Raw genomic sequence first — 18,372 nt, 5'->3', positions numbered from 1 at the left:
CTTATGAATAAAGAGATACCATTTTATAAACCTTCCATCGACATACGAGAGAAGACCTATGTACAAGATGTGCTAGAGTTAAATGAAACAAAAATCTCTCGAAAATTAGAAGAACAGTTCGCACAGTATATCGGTAGTAAAAATGCCATCAGCACCAATAACGGTACGTCTGCTATGCATCTTGCTATGTGTGCTCTTGATCTTAAACGTGGCGATAAAATCATCTGTTCGGTGAACTCTTTTCCTTCTGTGGCTGAGGTCATTCGACATTTTGATGCCGAGCCTGTTTTTGTAGATATTGATGAAGATGATTTTAATATCGACTTGGATAATCTTGAGAATATTTTGGAAAAAAATCGCAGCAAAAAACTAAAAGGTGCTTTTATTAATCATATCGCTGGACAACCAACAGATCTGGATAAACTTTATAAGATTGCAAAACTCTATAATATCAATATCATCGAAGATGCCTCCGATGCGATGGGCGCTACGTATAATGGCAAAAAAATCGGCGGACTCAAAGCGGATATCACAACCTTTCGATTTTCACCACAAATGAAACATGCTATTGCCAGTGGTGGGATTTTAGCAACAAACAATGAAAATCTCAAAGACAGAGCCTCACTGCTTCGCAATCATGCCATCGTCAATGATGGTTGGGATGCCCATGGGAACCTTGGCTATGTTTATGATGTCGTCGATATTGGGCTCAAATATGATCTCAATGAACTCAATGCGGCCTATTCATTGGCACAATTAGAAAAAAACGAAGAATTCATCAAAAGACGCCAACAAATTGCTAAAATTTATGACAAAGAACTCAAAGACTGTCCTCATGTCAATACGCCTATACAAAAACGTGATCACACCTATAATCAATACATCATCAAGGTGGATAAAAACCGAGATAGTTTTGCACGAGAGTTAAAAGAACGGGGTATTAACACTTCATTGCATTATATACCGATTCATCTTTTGAGTTATTATAAACAAAAATATTCTATCAAAGTCAATGATTTTCCAAAAGCTTTGAGTAATTATCAAAAAATCCTCTCTTTGCCAATCTATCATGGCCTCAAAGATAGCGAGGTTCATTATATTTGCGAACAGATTATCGATATTTCCAAAACTCGTGTTTAATAAAGCAAAAATAACACTCTGGATAGAAACGTATCTTTTCTATCCTTCCACTTTGTGGCATTACCTCCTCGCACTCATATTACTTCCACTTAGCATCATCTACTCCCTTATTGTTATTTGTAAAAGAGTATGTGCCAAACAGAGAGATTTTGGAGTTGCCATCATCAGTATTGGTAATTTGACCTTAGGAGGTAGTGGCAAAACTCCCCTTACCATCGAGATAGCAAAGCATTATGACCATGTCGCTATCATACTGAGAGGATTTGGTCGGCAAACTCAGGGGATGAAACTTGTCGCCCATAATCATAAAATATACTGTGATGTATTCCAAAGCGGAGATGAAGCGATGGAGTATGCGACATCACTCCCCCACGCGACCGTCATCGTCTCAGAAGACCGCAGTGAAGCCATACAATATGCCAAAAGTCTTGGCTGTAACATCATCCTTTTAGATGATGGATTTAGTAAAGCTTATATTAAAAAATTTGATATTTTAATTCGACCAAAACGCGAGCCAAAACTCCCTTTTTGTATTCCAAGTGGTGCGTATCGGGAACCCATTTATCTCTATCATGATGCTGATTTGGTATTACAAGAAGATGTGGATTTTAAAAGAGTCGTGAACATCGAGAATGCCACTGAGCAGATGGTACTGGTCACGGGCATTTCAAAACCTAACCGGCTCGATGAATATTTGCCTAAAAATCTCATAGGAAAAGTCTATTTTGAAGACCATCATGCATATCATGAAGAAGAACTCTCCAAAATCATGAGCCGATTTCATGCCACTTCTATCTTAACCACGACAAAGGATGCAGTCAAAATGGAAGCTTTTGGTTTTAATCTCTCTATCATGAAGCTAAACATTGAAATAAAACAAAGCGCCATCGATAAAATCAACGCATTTTTAGCCAATTTTAGGTAAAATCCAAAATTTACAGCAGAAGATTTCGTGTAAACAAAGAGAAATTTAGTTTGGATTTTGTACCGGATAAAGGAGACAAAATATGGAAGAGAAGATACAACAAGCCAGAATTCTGATGGATGCCTTGCCGTACATCAGACTTTTTAATAAAAAAACTATTGTAATAAAATATGGCGGTAGCGCCCAAGAAGTTCCGGCGCTAAGAGAAAAATTTACCCAAGATGTCGTCTTATTGTACTTAGTCGGTATCAAACCTATTATCGTACACGGTGGGGGCAAAAAAATCAATAATCTCCTAGACAAACTTGCGATTAATAGTCATTTTGTCGATGGATTACGTGTCACTGATGATGAGATTATGGAAGTGGTTGAGATGGTTTTAGGTGGGCATATCAATAAAGAAATCACCAATCTCTTGAATTTTAACGGAGCCAAAGCGATTGGAATTACCGGCAAAGATGCCAGCTTCATGCAAGCCCGCGCTTTGGAAAATGGCAAATATGGATTAGTAGGTGAAATCACCCATGTCAGACGCAGTGTCATCGATGACCTTGTAGCCCAAAACTTTATCCCCGTCATCGCACCTATCGCAGCAGGAGGCAGTAATCATCCAGGATTCAATGTCAATGCTGATTTAGCAGCGAGTGAGATTGCCGTCGCACTCAACGCAGAAAAAATTATATTTTTAACAGATACTACGGGAATCTTAGATAAAGAGAAAAAATTACTATCTGTCTTAAACCAAGAAGATATCAAAGCACTCAAAAGAAATGGCACCATTCATGGCGGTATGATTCCAAAAACCGATGCGTGCCTGGCCTCCTTACAAGGTGGCGTCAAGAGTGCCCATATTATCGATGGCAGGATTGAACACTCTATCTTATTAGAGCTTTTTACCAGTGATGGAATCGGAACCAATATCAAATAGAAGAGGACATGATGTTTATAGAAACCAGAGGAAATGACGGACACAAACCAGAAAAAGTAGCGTTTTCTTATGCAATATTAAATCCCAGTGCGAGTTTTGGCGGATTGTATATTCCTGAGACTTTGCCGCAACTTGACGCAGATTTTTTTGCTAAGGCACAAACCCAAAATTATAAGGAAATCGCCAAAACGATTCTTTTAAAATTCAACATCGATATCGATACGACAGTGATAGATAAGGCGCTGGCACTGTATGACAATTTTGATAATGCAAATGACCCAGTACCACTAAAACAAATCGAAGAAAATCTCTATATCAATGAGCTCTATCACGGCCCGACGCGCGCTTTCAAAGATATGGCATTGCAACCTTTTGGATACATCCTCTCACACGTGGCACAAAAACAAAAAGAAAACTACTTGATTTTGGCTGCAACCAGTGGCGATACCGGTCCTGCAACACTTGATACCTTTGCCAATAAACCCAATATCAAAGTCGCTTGTCTCTATCCTGATGGTGGTACTAGCGATGTGCAACGCCTCCAAATGGTCACCCAAGAGGCATCAAATCTCAAAGTTTTAGGTATTCATGGTAATTTTGATGATGCACAAAACTCGCTTAAATCGCTCCTAGCATCTGAATCTTTTCAAAAAGAGTTAGACAAACACCAGGTTAAACTCAGTGCGGCTAATTCGGTGAATTTCGGAAGAATCATCTTTCAAATCATCTACCATATATTTGGCTATGTCAATCTGATAAAACAGAATAAAATCACAGTAAATGCACCTTTTTATCAAATCATCCCCAGTGGTAATTTTGGCAACGCTCTGGGTGCTTATTATGCTAAAAAGATGGGATTACCAATCAAAAAAATCTTAATTGCCTCTAACATCAATAATATTCTCACCGATCTTATCAATACCGGCATTTATGATCTTCGAGGAAGAACATTGCTGCAAACCACCTCACCGGCGATGGATATCTTGATTTCTTCTAATGTAGAGCGTGTTTTATATGATAAATTTGGAGCCACTCGTTGTAAAGAATTGATGGACAATCTCAAAACCAATCGATTCTATCAACTCACGCAAAAAGAGTTAGCGCTATTGCAAGAAGATTTTGCTGCGGTTTATTCTGATGATGATTTCGCTAAAAAAACCATCAAGAAATATGCCGAGAAAAACTATGTTTTAGACCCGCATACGGCCACGACTATCAAAGCATACGATGCTCTTGGTGAAACAGAGATTCCCGTGATTGCTTGCTCAACAGCAGAGTGGACCAAATTTGCTCCTACGATGATCAGCGCCCTCAAAGAAGAGAATAAAAAATATAATGATTTTGAAGCACTCCGAGATTTCAGCAGTGCGATGAAAATAAAAATACCGGGGATGATTCAAGAACTTTTTGATAAAAAAATCGTTCATGATAAAATCGTCGATCAAGAACAAATCGAACAAGAAATATTGCATTTTATCAAAGGTTAATCATGATACTTATTCCTGCGAGAATCGCTTCAAACCGTTTTCCCAATAAAGTCTTAGCCAATATCAATGGCCTTCCGATGGTCATCGCTACGGCCAAAAGAGTCTCAAATCTTGATGAAGTCGCCATCGCCACCGATTCTGATGAGATTGTCTCATTGGCAAAAGATTATGGGTTTCAAGCGTGTTTGACCAGTAAAGCCCACCAAAGTGGCACTGATAGAATCAATGAAGCCCTGATGCAACTCTCTTTACCTGATGATGAAGTCATCATCAATGTCCAAGCAGATGAGCCCTTTATTGAGCCAGAAGTCGTCCAAAAAGTTATCAATCGAGTACAACACGCTCTGAGTCATCATGAAGATATCATGATGACAAGTTGCTATAAAATTATCAGCGATGAGGCGGCCAATGATCCTAATCTTGTCAAGGTGATTACTGATGTCAAAGGCAATGCAATCTATTTTTCAAGGAGCAAGATTCCTTATGAAAGAGAGAAAAACGACCACTATTTTGGGCATCTTGGTATTTATGGCTTTACCAAAAAATCGCTTCATGAATTTTGCCTTTTGCCTGCTTCTCCTTTGGAAAATATCGAAAAACTAGAACAACTGCGTGCGATTTATCATGATAAAAAAGTCGCGATGATAGAAGTACAAAGCCAAAGCTTTGGCATTGATACTAAAGAGGATTTAGAAAAAGCGCTAAAGCAATTCAAAGACAAATAAAAGTCACGCCTTTGGCAAACTATCACTTACGTTAAGTTAAACTATCTAGAGATTAAGATTGAAAAATCTTTTAAAAAAGATATTTTGAGAGATTAAAAATGTGGAAAATACACAAAGAGTGATTTTGAGATTTTAAAGATAATTATCAACAAACTACAATCTAGTGAAAAGATAGATAGTTTATATCAAAGACATCCATTAAAAGGTGATATGAAAGAGTTTGAATCTCTTCATGTAAAAAATGATTAGTTATTGATATTTAAAGTGGATGTTGACTTTCTTTGGGCAAAAGCAAGAGAAGATAAAGCTATTGACAGTAGTATTTTTAGTGATATAGAGAATATTGAAATATCCAAAAAATATTATTTAGATGATATGGTTTGTGTTATATATATTAGACAACTGACTTTTAAATGCCTAAAATGAAATAAAAAGTGACAGGCTACTTTTAACTCTCTAATTATTTGGTGAGATTCTTTATGCGATTGAGTCCGTAAACTAGCATTGCAACACCTCCCATAATCCCTATAATTCCTATAAAAAAAATCGGTAAATACCAAAAGATAAGAGACTGATCTGGACTCCCTATCCTTATGATAATTCCTTCCCAAACATACATAAAAACAAATATAATTCCTATAAGGATAAGTATCGCTCCGGAAAATAATATCAAATAATTCAGTAGTTTTTTCAATTCCAAGTGATCAATCCTTTCTGTATCCTGTCATGTCTGATGCGTAGCAACCGAAATAGGAGGAATAGAGACAGACTACTTTTTACAGGAGTTTACCTAACTTTATCATTATAGTTTTACTCTGCTTAATAAAGAGATAAAGGTACCAAGCTGTTTTATCCCATGGCACCTTTTTTTAAAGTTTATTTGCTTAATTTTTCTTTTACCAGTTTATTAACCACTTGTGGGTTGGCTTTTCCTCCGCTATTTTTGAGAACCTGTCCGACAAAAAAACCAAAAAGTTTCTCATTTCCCGCTTTAAATTTAGCAAGATTTTCAGGATTTTTCGCAAACACTTCATCAACAATTGGTGAAATTTTTGCAGGATCGCTAATTTGTACCAAGCCTTTTTCTTCGACAATCTCAGCAGGATTTTTCCCAGATTGAGACATCTGTTCAAAAACTTGTTTTGCAATTTTACTTGAAATGGTCGCATCATCGATCATTTTCACAAGTTGTGCAATCTGTTTTGCATCAAATTTTAAAGCCTCTATGGGCTTTTCTTTGAGCTCTCTTGCCACCTCTGTGACGATCATATTTGCCAAACTCACAGGGCTGCTATACTCTGATAGCGCATCATGATAAAAAGAGGAAAGCTGCGCATCACATGCTAGAATCGTCGCTACTTCGCTATTAAGTTCCAATTTACGATAATAATCAAATCGCTTCTGTTGCGTTGCGTTCAGTGACATCGCCACTTTAGCACTGGCTGGCTTTTTATTTTTTGGTTTTGGCGCAGTTGGTTTCGGCGCAGGCGGTGTGGCAACTTTTTTCTTTTTGGCCCAAGAATCTTTTAAGCCGACAATTTTATTAAAGACCGGTTTATCATCAGTAGAATCGATAGGATCTTCATAGAAATATCCTTGTCTCTCAAATTGAAATCGCTCATCTAGCTTTTCGGTAATCACAGAGGGCTCAATCATAGCCTCTTTGATAATTTGCAATGAGTTTGGATTTAAATCTTCAATCCCCTCAGGTGCTTCAACCTTAAACAACCGATCATACAATCGTATTTCAACTTTTTTTGCCTCTTTGGCGCTAACCCAATGAATCGCACTTTTGGTCTTAATGCCACTCGTATCAGAACCACTTTTGGAATCAGGATAGTATTTGGCTTTGATTTCGATAATGCGTCCCTTTTCATCTTTGAGGACTTCCGTACACGCGATGATATAAGCATTTTTCAAGCGTACGGGCTGATGAGGAGTCAAACGAAAATAATCTTTGGGTGGATGTTCCATGAAATCATCACGTTCTATATAAATTTCTTTTGAAAAAGGAAGCAACCTCGAGCCCTCTTTGGGAACATCATGAGGATAGTAAGAGGCTTCAATCATCTCACTGCCTTCATAATTTTCGATGGTAACTTTAAGCGGATCAAGGACACACATCACGCGAGGAACTTTTTGATTCAAATCATCTCTAATACAAAATTCCAGTTGCGCCACATCAACCGTCGAGTTGGCTTTGGCAATACCAATTTGATCGCAAAAATTTAAAATCGCCTCAGGCGTATATCCTCTTCTTCGATACCCTGCGAGAGTTGGAAGACGAGGATCATCCCAGCCACTCACATAATTGCCTTGTACTAACTCCAACAGCTTTCTTTTACTCATCACCGTGTAATTAATACCAAGACGCGCAAACTCATACTGATAAGGACGGGGAGGATCAAGCTCAAGCGTATCAAGCAACCAATCATAAATCTCACGATTATTTTCAAATTCCAAAGTACAAATTGAGTGCGTCACCCCTTCGATATAATCAGACAAACAGTGGGCAAAATCATACATCGGATAGATACACCACGCATCGCCAGATCTAAAATGATGGGCATGTCGGATGCGATATAAGAGTGGATCACGCATCTTCATATTGGCCGCACTCATATCAATCTTGGCTCTTAGGACATGTTCGCCATCTTTGAATACACCATCTTTCATCTTTTCAAAGAGTTCTAAATTCTCTTCAACACTACGATTAGCATATTCACTGCGTTTGCCCGCTTCTGTCACACTGCCACGGTATTCTCGTATCTCCTCTTCATTGAGACTATCCACATAAGCCTTGCCCATTTTGATAAGTTGTATCGCATACTCATAAAGTTTTGGAAAATAATCTGAAGTAAAATAGACCTCATCATGCCACTCAAACCCTAACCATTGCACGGCATCTTTGAGTGCTTCGACGTATTTGGTATCCTCTTTGGTCGGATTGGTATCATCCATCCTAAGATTACAATATCCTTGATAATCACGCGCAATACCAAAGTTTATCGCGATGGATTTCGCGTGTCCGATGTGAGGAAAGCCATTGGGTTCTGGTGGAAATCTGGTCACGATTTCTTTGTATTTTCCCGAGTTTAAATCCTCTTCGACTATTGTACGTAAAAAATCTTTATTTTGTGTCAATTATTGTACCTTTTCGTTTAATTAGCATATTTTATCACACTCTATATTAATTAAAATGTAATGAAACAGCGCGTCACATTGCATGAGTTCAATCGATTCATCTTAGCATTTTTTGTATTGAGATTTTATCATTTTTTTGGCTATTTATTGGGGAAAACTGGCTCAAATTTTAAACAAATAAGCCAATTTCCCGCGATTTGCCGCATCAGTAAGCCCGTGTAGATACACCGGCTCACTTTTTAAAGTTCTACGACAAAAGGGTAGTGATTGTTCTCTAACATCTGTTTGATTTCTGCTTGATGCTCTTTTCCTTTGGTCTCAAGCACGATGGTAATCTTGGCATCTCCATAAGCGAGCTTGGTCGATGTCCTATCATAATCGATTTGGATGATATTGGCATTGGCATCGCGTAAGATATCGGTCAAATACATCAAAGCACCCGGTTTATCAATCAAAGTGATGAGTAGCTTCATCTTTCGGTGTGACTTCATCAAACCTTTTTCAATGATGACAGAGAGCATCTGAACATCGATATTACCACCACTGAGCACAATACCAACATTTTCATTTTTCTTCAAATCAACTTTGTGATGAAGGATAGCCGCCACACCAACGGCACCCGCCCCTTCTACGATAATTTTTTGTTTTTCCAAAAGAAATAAAACCGCACTAGCAATCTCTTCTTCATCAACTTGAATAATATCATCAACCAACTCTAAGATATGTGCGAGATTTTTCTCGCTAACATCACGAACGGCAATACCATCAGCTATCGTTCTCACGCTTTTTGAGTTGATTGCTTTACCGGCTTTAAATGAGTTATACATCCCCGGTGCCCCTTTAGAAGTGACGCCGATAACACGAATTTTGGGATCAATTTGTTTGATGGCTGAGGCGACACCACTGATGAGTCCGCCACCACCGATTGGTACTAAGATAGTATTGAGATCACGAATTTTATCGAGCATCTCAATCGCAACCGTACCTTGTCCTGCGATGACTTTATCATCCTCAAATGGATGGATAAAAGTCATGCCATTTTCTTTGGCATATTTGAGTGCATAAGCATAAGCTTCATCATAATTATTACCATGTAAAATGACTTCAGCACCTAAATCTTTGGTACCAGAGACTTTTAGCAATGGAGTAGCATCAGGCATAATAATCGTCGCTTTGATACCAAAATGTCTGGCACTATAAGCAACACCTTGGGCATGATTCCCCGCACTGGCTGCGATGACGCCTTTTTGTTTTTCTTCATCACTTAATGACGCGATTTTATTAAAAGCTCCCCGTATCTTATAAGCACCGGTGAGTTGGAGATTTTCTTTTTTTAAAAATATTTTAGCATCAACTTTTTCACTTAAAAGAGGCGCATAAACAAAGGGTGTTTTGGAGACGACATCGGCGATTAATCTCTTGGCTTGTATTATTTCACTCAGTTCTATCATACAGCCAACCTTTGATGTTCTACTTTGGAACATTTATTTTGCACGACGGTGAGCCCTGCTGCTTTTGCTTTTTCACACGCTTCATTATTAACAATTCCTAATTGCAACCAAAATACTTTGACATCATCACGTTTTAAGATTTCTTCCAACAAACTATCAGCAATAGCAGGTTTACGAAACATATCGACCATATCAACGCGTTCGTCGATTTCACTAAGGCTTCGATACACTTTTTCACCTAAAATCGTCTCTTCTTTAGGATAAACAGGAATAATCTTAAAACCTTCTTGTTGCAAATAACGCGCGACCTTATTACTGTCTTTACTCTCATCAGGAGAGAGACCAATAATCGCAATACTTTGTACCTCATCAAAAATCTTTTTTATCTCTTTTATATCATTGGTATTGATAGTAGGCATTGGACATTCCATAGTTTTTTCCTTTCATAATGTATTCAAATTCAAATAAAAATCAAGCGGATTGAGTGATCAGAAGTCATGAATTTGTCAGTGTTTGTTTTCTGCGTAAAATTATACCAGATTCTATATGGTTTGTATAAGGAAATTGATCAAAGACAGCAAATTTCACAACGTCAAACGTTTTGGTGAGTATTAAAAGATCCCGTTTGAGTGTTAGGGGGTTGCATGAGATATAGATGATATTTTCAAATTGGGAGATAAATTGCAAACTCTTCTCATCAATACCAGCACGTGGAGGATCGACAAAAACATGAGAAAAATCATAATCATCCAAATGAACATTTTTCAGCCGATAAAACTCTCGCTCTTTTTGTAATGCTGCGGTTAACTCCTCAACACTCATGCGTACGAATTGAATCGAATCAATTCCATTAAGCTCACAATTTGTCAGTGCTGCATTAATCGATGTTTTGGAGATTTCAGTCGCCAGAACTTTATCAAATTTTTGACTCAATGGCATCGTAAAATTTCCATGTCCACAATACAGTTCCAATAAATCTCTACTAGAGTGAACCGCGTTTAAAACCCACTCAATCATCTTTTGATTAATCGTCGTATTTGGTTGCGAAAATCCCCCTTCGAGGATTTGATATCGATACGTTTCATCAAAGATTTGAAGATGCTCCATCACAAAATCATTGCCTATGATTTTTTTGATTTTTTTACTTCTTCCGACGATATTGATATGAAGTGTTTGTGCGCACGCTTTGGCTTCTTGCTCCCACGCCTCGTCGATAGGACGGTGATAAATCAGCGTCACCAACAGAGATTGTGATGTAGAGAGAAACTCTATGGCATACAATTTACGCTTCAAAAGTTCATGGTCTTGCAAATACGCCAAAAGACGCGGCATCATATCAAAAATCTGTGCATCGACTTTGGGACACTCTTTAATGGTCACGATACCGTGACCTTGCATTTTGTGCATACCATAATCAATCCGCTCATTCGTATGCCAAATACGAAACTCTGCACGCGCACGATAGTGTGATTCTTTAGAGGCAAAAAATTCAAAATCTTCAATCCCTAAAGGCTCAAATTGCTCACGAATCGTCTCTTTCTTCTGGGCTATTTGTTCTTCATAGGAGAGTTCATAGAGTTTGCAACTGCCACAAATCCCAAAATACTGGCATGTCATTTTAAAAATCCAGCAGAGATTATTCCAATCACACCACCGAAAAATCCACCCCAGATGACGAGCCAACCTAAGTGCTCTTTGATAAAATCTTGCACAATCTCTTTGACGATTTTTGGAGTTAATTCATCCAGTCTCTTATCAATCATCGCCTCAATGGAGACCAACATCCCCTCACTCATACCAGCTTCTTTGACATAGGCATCCATCTTAGCACTGAAATCTTCGCTTTGTGTAATTGTCAAAACTGATGTTTTAAGCTTCTCACAAAAAGGCTCTTTAAGCGAAGCGAGGGCATTTTCGCCACCAAACATACCCAACATCCCACCAAATGAAGATTCCATCACGGTTTTAACCAATGCATCAAAGGCCGGAGAAAAATCACTCTCATTGATAATCGGCGTCAAATCAATCTTGCGTTCCTCTTTTTCAAAAAATTCATCGATTTTCTCTTTTGTGAAAAATTGGTGCATCATGAGATTTTTAATCGATGCCTTAAAAGCTTCAAAACGCGCCTCTATAACGCCTGAACCATAAAAAAACGGCACTTTTTCAAATAGCATATGAATCGCAATCTGATTGGTAATAGCACCAGATAAAGCAAAGAGACCTGCATATAGAAGCAAGTGCTTGTAGGGTTGCGGCACCATAAATGAGATGCCAATCAATACGATACTGATGATATCTGTAGCCAAACTTTTATTCATATTCACGTTCCTAGTTTTTTTTGCAATTATATACAAAAAAGGCTAAAATATCCCAAAATTTTATAGGAGTTACGACAATGCCAACGCGAGACGATGCTTTTAATTTACTCAAACAATACAACACAGATGCACTCATCACCCATGGGCTAGCTGTCGAATCTGCCATGCGCCATTTTGCCAAAAAGTTTGGTGAAGATGAAGAGAAATGGGGAATTGTAGGACTGTTACATGATCTAGACTATGAACAATTTCCTGATGAACACTGCTATAAAACCCAAGAGATTATGACACCCCTAGGTTACAGTGATGAAATCATCCGTGCTATCATGTCTCATGCTTATGGAATGTGTACCGATATCGAACCCCTCTCACCAATGGAGAAGACCCTTTATGCGGTGGATGAATTGACCGGATTAATTACTGCGTGTGCTTTGGTACGTCCTTCAAAATCAGTGATGGATTTAGAAGTCAAATCGGTGAAGAAAAAATTCAAACAAAAATCTTTTGCTGCGGGAGCGAGTCGAGAAGTCATCACAAAAGGGGCTGAGATGCTTGATATGGAATTGGGAGATTTAATCCAAGAAGTCATCCTAGCGATGCGTAACAATGCAACCGTATTAGGGCTGGATATCAAATGAGATATTTCATCATAGGCATAATAGGTATCAGTTTTTGTTTTTTTACGGCATTAGATGCCAAAGAGATTAGTGGTATTAAGATACCTAATACCATCCAAAATCCCGCACTTCAACTCAACGGAGCAGGTATTAGAAATAAGTTCTTTTTTGATCTTTATGTCGGTGCTTTGTACGTGCAACATAAAACACACGATGCCCATGCCATCATTGATGCTAACAATACTATGGAGATGACCTTACACATCACATCATCTCTAATCAGTACGGATAAAATGGTGAGTGCTACGCTAGAGGGATTTGAAAATGCAACGCAGGGAAATATCACGCCGTTAAAAAAGGATATCAATACATTTTTACATGTCTTTCATGAAAAAATTCGAAATGGAGATATTTATCGTTTTCTTTATGAACCCAAAACGGGCGTGCACATATATAAAAATCAAAAACTTGCGACAATCATCAAAGGGTTGGCTTTTAAAAAGGCTCTCTTTGGAATCTGGTTTTGTGATAAACCAGCACAACAAAGTCTCAAGCAAGCAATGTTAGGATTGTAGGCATTTAGGACAAATGCCTTTAATCACAATACTTTCGATTTTATAATCATCCATCTCTACGATTTGTGTCTCATTGAGGCAAGAGATGGTATGGCATTTTGTACAGATAAAATGGGGGTGGAAATTTTGCTCTAAACTAAAATAGCGTTTTTTATCATTCGCCTCAAAGCTTCTAATAATCGCATTTTCTTCGAATTTTGCGATATTACGATAAAAAGTCGCCTTATCCATCGTCAGAGAGTTTTTGATATCCTCATAAGATATGGGCTTGTTTTTTGTCAACAAAATCTCTAAAATTTCAATACGTGCTGATGTCAATTTGAGATTGCTATTTTTTATTATTTGATTAATTGTCATACTAGTATTATAACAAATAATCTCCTAAAATACTATCTAGTGCCGCGTCCTTACTGATTTTTTTGTCCGCTGCATATTGCATCAATTTGCTGTCATTTTCTGTCGATATGTTAGCTACAATCCGAACACTTCCCTCTTCGCTGGCTCGCATGGCATCATATTTTTTTTGAATTTCTATCTTTTTTTCATCACTGATGGGCGTGCGCATGGATTTGTATTCGATAATCTTGCCATCTTTATAAAGCGGTGATACTTCAGCATAAACCCAATAATACCCACCATCTTTTCTCATATTTTTGACATAGCCACTCCACATTTTTTTACTTTTGATGGTCTCCCATAGTGCTTTAAATACTGACTTTGGCATATCAGGATGACGGATAATATTGTGACTTTTCCCGATTAATTCTTCAGGTTCGTATCCTGAAATATCAGCAAAAACTTTATTGGCATAAGTGATTTTACCGTTTAAGTCTGTGCGGGAGATGATAAGCTCGTCTTGTGGGACAGGGGTTTCTATAAATGTTTGCGATGCTTTCATAAGGCACTCCTTTATATATTTTTCTTTTTCAAATCACCATGATAAACGATATCTTTCGCTTCTATCGTATCATCATTTAACATCTCCGGTACGGCATTTTGCGCTTCTAATTTTTTGATTTCACGATCGAGTTCATCCTCGCTATAGCTCATCATCATATCTGCGGCAATCACATGTTCGATTCCTTGGATAATTTTCAAATTACGGATTTCATCATCAACACTTTCGCCTTCAATCGTCACGATAATTTTACCTGTTTCACTATCATGATAATGATAATCACAAAACTGTGCATTTTTCAAAATCTCTAAAACGCCGTCCATATATTTGGGTAACACTTGGACTACAATACTGGATATATTCATTATTTTAATCTCCATTTCATTATATATTTATCATCACTGCTTGAGAACATTGTTTTTTTGTCATAAAATATGATGGTATTCATCGTGCTTTTTTGACCGATAAGCGTGTAAACTCTTTGTGAAGAATCCGTACGAAATATCGCAATATCATTGTTGTCATTAAAAGCAAATGCGACTAAAGAAGCATCATGATTGAGTCCCACAGAATAAATCAAAAAAGGGGCATGAAACTCGATATAACTACCATCTTTGACCCGATAGACTGCTCCAATGCGATCTTGGCCTGCTGTGGCAACCCTTCCATTTTTGTAAGCGATTTTAAATACATTATCTTTATTAGCGCCTTCCAACGTTCTGATGTGCTTACCTGTTTTTGTATCAATCAAATAATTAATACCTGATTCACATGCAATCACCGCTTTTGTTTTATCTTCATTGAGTGCAAAATCTGAAAATTTAGATTGACTCAATTGCTCTTGGTATATAATCTTTTTATTTTTGAGATCATATAAGAGCACTTCATTACTCAAAAGACCGATGAAGACATGATCTTTATCGATAAACTTCGCTTTACTCATCGTAAGATGATCTTTTTTGCCCAAAACTTTTTTCAATACACCATTATCTTCTATAAAGAGATTTTTGACGCCATTTTCACCCTCAGAGAGTAGAAGGATTTTGTCTCCCATAGCATCAACGCTATAAATCTTCGGCGGCATCAAATCATCCATAAAATCATGGATTTTTTCCAAAGTAATGGTTTTGACAATCTTATTTTGTGTGATATCATAAACACTCATTTTGCCAGCATCTGTACCAATATACAATCGATCACCGATATTTTCAAGATCAATCACCGCACCTTGCATCTTGATGGTTTCTATGGGTTTTAAATTCATAGAAAAAACACTCTGCAAACATAATAAAAGTAATAATAATAGTCTCATTTTTTTACCTTTTTGCACTTATTTCTATTGCCTCTGTGGGGCACACTCCGATACAAAAACCACAATTTGTACAATTTTCTTGGACAATCTCTGGTCTTAGCATTCCCAAAAATTTGATCGCCTTATCATAACATACATCCGCGCAAGATGAGCAAATAACTTGATCCCAAGCAATGCATTTTCCAATATTCAAAGAAACCTGCGCTTTGATCTGTTTGTCTTGTATATTAGGATCTAATACGCCACGATCACAAGCTTTTGCACACTCCTCACAATAAGTACACCCTCTTTTTGAAAGATCCAATGCCGGGGAGCCATCTTGTGTTATCATGATAATGTTTTCATCACAAACAGTGGCACAAGGTTTGGACTCGCAGGTAACACATACGGACTCAAACAACAAGGGATCATGATGATAAGGCAGACGAATCGGTTCAACTGCCGACTCGTCTCTATCTTTATAGGGTGAGAGTGTTTTGAAAAACCCTCGCCTCTTGGAATCCATCTACTTCACGCCTTCATTAAGAACATCTAAAAGATTGGATTTATGTTTTCCATCTTTTGATGTAAATTCTGGTACAAAATTGTTCTTGACCAATGGTTTGATATTGGCTTGAGGCACATGACATTGCGAACAATTAAATCGCGCGTCATTGAGCTTGTGGAGCTTATCGATTGGCGCAGGGATATTGGCAGTGTTCACAACTACAATTCCATCTTTTAACTCTGTGCCATTGGCTTCAATCTTAGTTTTTGGTCGAAACGATACAAAATGGGACTCTGGTATAGCCACAGCACCGACACTTGGAGCAATCTCTGGCATATGACAACCCAAACACGAGTTATTGTTCTTCGTAATAGGTAGCAGCCCTTCAACACTATGTGGAATCAATGGCGGTGCATTTTCAAATGAACGTTCATAAACCTTAGCCTCACCGGGAGCGGCTTTGGTATAATCAATCTTTTGAACCGTTGTATCATTTTCGGTATAGATATTGGTTTTTCTCAAGCCCAGCGAGTTTTCGCTGACTGTCGGATTTGTCGCACAACCTACTATGGTCATGACAACCAATACCGATAAACCGATCAATAGTTTTTTAATCTTCATTATATCTCTCCTTTTATATCTTTTGTTATATCAAATATCGTAAATTTTAGGGCATCATCTTCACAAACTTCGATGCATCGACCACAATTGGTACACTCAATGTCCACTATTTTGCCACTTTTTTTGCCAATGGTATGGAGCACTTGTTTCTCAGGACAGATATCTTTACACTTCATACAAAGTGTACAATTGGCCTGATTGTGCATGACGCTCAAGGGAGCAAATTTACCGACAAGAGAATAAAATCCTCCAAGGGGGCAAATATGTCCACACCAGCCGTTTTTTAGCACAAACAAATCAAATAAAAATATCACCGCTACGACGGCCATACTCATACCAAAACCAAAAACAATACCTCGATTGAGGATGGTAATCGGTGATACAAATTCAAAAGCACCAACTCCGACAATCGCTGAGACAATCAACGTGAGTCCTAAAACCCAATAGCGAACTTTTCGGCTCACCCATACTTTGCGCTCGGCATCATCAAGATAGAGTTTTCTCCTCAGCCAATTGGCACTATCTGTGACCATATTGATAGGGCAAACCCAACTGCAAAAAGCGCGACCGCCAATCAAGCCATAAAAGAGCAAAATAATCAAACCGCCCAGTAAAATATCAGCGCCCAGAGTTGCTCCGGCTACTAGCATTTGCAAAATCGCAAACGGATCCGCTAAGGGAATCGTTCCTAATATCGTAGAAGAACTCAGGGTTCCGGCTAACATCTTCCAGCCATAGGCATTGGCGCCAAAGTACAAAACCAAGATCATAATCTGAGTGGTACGGCGAGCCAATAAAAATCTATATTTACTCATAACTCACCCCTTCATTCAAATAATCTGTCGGATTTTTAGCACTGCGTTTAGTTTGAGTTGTTGTTTTGGTTGAGACCCCTTCGAGTCGATTTTCATCTGCTTTATCCCAGCCTTTTATATAACGATCTCCAGCTTTTCCAAGTGCCACCTCAACAGGCAAGACACGAATCGCTGCCTTTTCGGTCACACAAGCATGTTCGCACAATCCACATCCCGTACACGCATCAGCGTGTACAAATGGAAGCAACATGGCATGTTTACCCGTCCGATCGTTTTTCTTCAACTCTAGTGTAATGGCGGTATTCAAAAGAGGACACGCACGAAAACAGGCATCACATTGGATTCCCCAATAAGCAATACATGCGTGAGGATCGATCATCGCCACGCCCATTTTCGCTTTATTAATATCCATTTTGGTTCGATTTTTTGCCATATCAATCAAAAGATTTTTATCCAAAGATCCACTCGGACAAGCCTCTACGCAGGGGATATCCTCACACATCGTACAAGGAATTGAGCGCGGTATAAAATAAGGCGTCCCCATTGGCATCCCATCTCCGGGCTTTGCCATAATCAAAGTCGAAGTTTGATGCGTTTGATCAGGATTGGAGCTTCTGTTCTTGCACGCCTCAGCACACAATCCACATTTGATACACGTCTTTAGAAAATCATCTTCCTTCAAAGCTCCCGGTGGTCGCAATATCAAAGGAGTCGCTTTTGCCTCTTGCAAATAACCACTCCAAATAAAACCACCCAAAGCCGTAATCCCGATACTTTGAGTTACTAAAGAGATAAATCTCCTTCGCTCACTTATCTTTATTTTTTTTGATTTAGGACTCTTCAAAACAAACCTCTTTTTCATTTTATACATCTTTTAAAGGAAGTAAATTCCTTTAAAATTCACGCACTACTAAAGCACAACCTTG

At 38.2% G+C, this 18,372-nt stretch carries 20 protein-coding genes and 1 pseudogene; 8 read left to right on the top strand and 13 right to left on the bottom strand.

Features of this window, described 5'->3' with window-relative positions:
* Positions 1-3 precede the first annotated feature (3 nt).
* From SFB89_RS04790 to SFB89_RS11940, 6 genes and pseudogenes are all read left to right on the top strand, one after another.
* Positions 4-1,140 carry a DegT/DnrJ/EryC1/StrS family aminotransferase gene (locus SFB89_RS04790; RefSeq protein ID WP_331775808.1) on the top strand — a complete coding sequence of 379 codons (1,137 nt, stop codon included), beginning with the start codon at positions 4-6 and terminating at the stop codon, positions 1,138-1,140.
* Positions 1,133-2,065 carry a tetraacyldisaccharide 4'-kinase gene (locus tag SFB89_RS04785; protein ID WP_331775807.1) on the top strand — a complete coding sequence of 311 codons (933 nt, stop codon included), beginning with the start codon at positions 1,133-1,135 and terminating at the stop codon, positions 2,063-2,065. Before SFB89_RS04790 ends, SFB89_RS04785 begins: the two co-directional genes overlap by 8 nt.
* A gap of 82 nt (positions 2,066-2,147) precedes the next feature.
* Positions 2,148-2,993, top strand: a complete 846-nt coding sequence (argB, locus tag SFB89_RS04780; protein ID WP_331775806.1) for an acetylglutamate kinase — start codon at positions 2,148-2,150, stop codon at positions 2,991-2,993.
* Positions 2,994-3,001: 8 nt separating this feature from the next.
* Complete coding sequence (gene thrC, locus SFB89_RS04775) at positions 3,002-4,480, top strand: threonine synthase (protein ID WP_331775805.1); 1,479 nt, start codon at positions 3,002-3,004, stop codon at positions 4,478-4,480.
* A 2-nt stretch (positions 4,481-4,482) separates the two neighbouring features.
* The gene (kdsB, locus tag SFB89_RS04770) at positions 4,483-5,205 is read left to right on the top strand and encodes a 3-deoxy-manno-octulosonate cytidylyltransferase (protein ID WP_331775804.1); all 723 of its coding nucleotides are present in this window, start codon (positions 4,483-4,485) and stop codon (positions 5,203-5,205) included.
* A gap of 123 nt (positions 5,206-5,328) precedes the next feature.
* Positions 5,329-5,454: pseudogene (locus tag SFB89_RS11940) on the top strand (hypothetical protein); the annotation flags it as partial.
* A 627-nt stretch (positions 5,455-6,081) separates the two neighbouring features.
* On the opposite strand, the gene SFB89_RS04765 reads toward SFB89_RS11940, so the two are convergent.
* From SFB89_RS04765 to SFB89_RS04745, 5 genes are all read right to left on the bottom strand, one after another.
* On the bottom strand, positions 6,082-8,349 hold the full coding sequence (locus SFB89_RS04765) for a glutamine--tRNA ligase/YqeY domain fusion protein (protein ID WP_331775803.1): 2,268 nt from the start codon (positions 8,347-8,349) through the stop codon (positions 6,082-6,084).
* Between the two features lie 239 nt (positions 8,350-8,588).
* Entirely contained in the window at positions 8,589-9,800 is a 1,212-nt protein-coding gene (gene ilvA / locus SFB89_RS04760) for a threonine ammonia-lyase (protein ID WP_331775802.1), read from the bottom strand.
* Positions 9,797-10,231 (bottom strand): CoA-binding protein, encoded by a 435-nt coding sequence (locus SFB89_RS04755; protein WP_331775801.1) that lies wholly within the window; start codon positions 10,229-10,231, stop codon positions 9,797-9,799. The genes ilvA and SFB89_RS04755 overlap by 4 nt, the downstream gene beginning before the upstream one ends.
* 64 nt (positions 10,232-10,295) lie before the next feature.
* Entirely contained in the window at positions 10,296-11,417 is a 1,122-nt protein-coding gene (gene trmA, locus SFB89_RS04750) for a tRNA (uridine(54)-C5)-methyltransferase TrmA (RefSeq protein WP_331775800.1), read from the bottom strand.
* On the bottom strand, positions 11,414-12,121 hold the full coding sequence (locus SFB89_RS04745; protein WP_331775799.1) for a DUF445 domain-containing protein: 708 nt from the start codon (positions 12,119-12,121) through the stop codon (positions 11,414-11,416). The genes trmA and SFB89_RS04745 overlap by 4 nt, the downstream gene beginning before the upstream one ends.
* 77 nt (positions 12,122-12,198) lie before the next feature.
* Between SFB89_RS04745 and SFB89_RS04740 the strand changes: the two genes are divergently transcribed.
* Both SFB89_RS04740 and SFB89_RS04735 read left to right on the top strand, forming a co-directional pair.
* Positions 12,199-12,759, top strand: a complete 561-nt coding sequence (locus SFB89_RS04740; protein ID WP_331775798.1) for an HD domain-containing protein — start codon at positions 12,199-12,201, stop codon at positions 12,757-12,759.
* Complete coding sequence (locus tag SFB89_RS04735) at positions 12,756-13,313, top strand: chalcone isomerase family protein (protein ID WP_331775797.1); 558 nt, start codon at positions 12,756-12,758, stop codon at positions 13,311-13,313. The genes SFB89_RS04740 and SFB89_RS04735 overlap by 4 nt, the downstream gene beginning before the upstream one ends.
* On the opposite strand, the gene SFB89_RS04730 is transcribed toward SFB89_RS04735, so the two are convergent.
* Genes SFB89_RS04730 through napG form a run of 8 tightly spaced genes read right to left on the bottom strand, consistent with a single transcriptional unit; the run spans position 13,302 to position 18,290 of the window.
* Positions 13,302-13,670 carry a Fur family transcriptional regulator gene (locus SFB89_RS04730; protein WP_331775796.1) on the bottom strand — a complete coding sequence of 123 codons (369 nt, stop codon included), beginning with the start codon at positions 13,668-13,670 and terminating at the stop codon, positions 13,302-13,304. The genes SFB89_RS04735 and SFB89_RS04730 overlap by 12 nt on opposite strands.
* Positions 13,671-13,677: 7 nt before the next feature.
* Positions 13,678-14,211: a PAS domain-containing protein gene (locus SFB89_RS04725; protein ID WP_331775795.1), complete on the bottom strand. Its 534-nt coding sequence runs from the start codon at positions 14,209-14,211 to the stop codon at positions 13,678-13,680.
* 11 nt (positions 14,212-14,222) lie between these two features.
* Positions 14,223-14,576: a chaperone NapD gene (locus SFB89_RS04720; protein WP_331775794.1), complete on the bottom strand. Its 354-nt coding sequence runs from the start codon at positions 14,574-14,576 to the stop codon at positions 14,223-14,225.
* Entirely contained in the window at positions 14,576-15,523 is a 948-nt protein-coding gene (locus tag SFB89_RS04715) for a WD40 repeat domain-containing protein (protein WP_331775793.1), read from the bottom strand. The genes SFB89_RS04720 and SFB89_RS04715 overlap by 1 nt, the downstream gene beginning before the upstream one ends.
* A gap of 4 nt (positions 15,524-15,527) precedes the next feature.
* Positions 15,528-16,028: a 4Fe-4S dicluster domain-containing protein gene (locus SFB89_RS04710; protein ID WP_331775792.1), complete on the bottom strand. Its 501-nt coding sequence runs from the start codon at positions 16,026-16,028 to the stop codon at positions 15,528-15,530.
* A complete protein-coding gene (locus tag SFB89_RS04705; RefSeq protein ID WP_443082183.1) occupies positions 16,029-16,625 on the bottom strand; it encodes a nitrate reductase cytochrome c-type subunit in 597 nt (198 codons plus the stop codon).
* A 5-nt stretch (positions 16,626-16,630) separates the two neighbouring features.
* Positions 16,631-17,446: a quinol dehydrogenase ferredoxin subunit NapH gene (gene napH, locus SFB89_RS04700; RefSeq protein ID WP_331775790.1), complete on the bottom strand. Its 816-nt coding sequence runs from the start codon at positions 17,444-17,446 to the stop codon at positions 16,631-16,633.
* Positions 17,439-18,290 carry a ferredoxin-type protein NapG gene (gene napG, locus SFB89_RS04695; RefSeq protein ID WP_331775789.1) on the bottom strand — a complete coding sequence of 284 codons (852 nt, stop codon included), beginning with the start codon at positions 18,288-18,290 and terminating at the stop codon, positions 17,439-17,441. The genes napH and napG overlap by 8 nt, the downstream gene beginning before the upstream one ends.
* Positions 18,291-18,372: the final 82 nt, after the last annotated feature.

The sequence above is a fragment of the Sulfurospirillum sp. 1612 genome, from assembly GCF_036556685.1.
GTDB lineage: Bacteria > Campylobacterota > Campylobacteria > Campylobacterales > Sulfurospirillaceae > JAADIZ01.
Note: the sequence above shows the minus strand (reverse complement) of the source record. Positions and strands in the feature narration are given on the sequence as shown.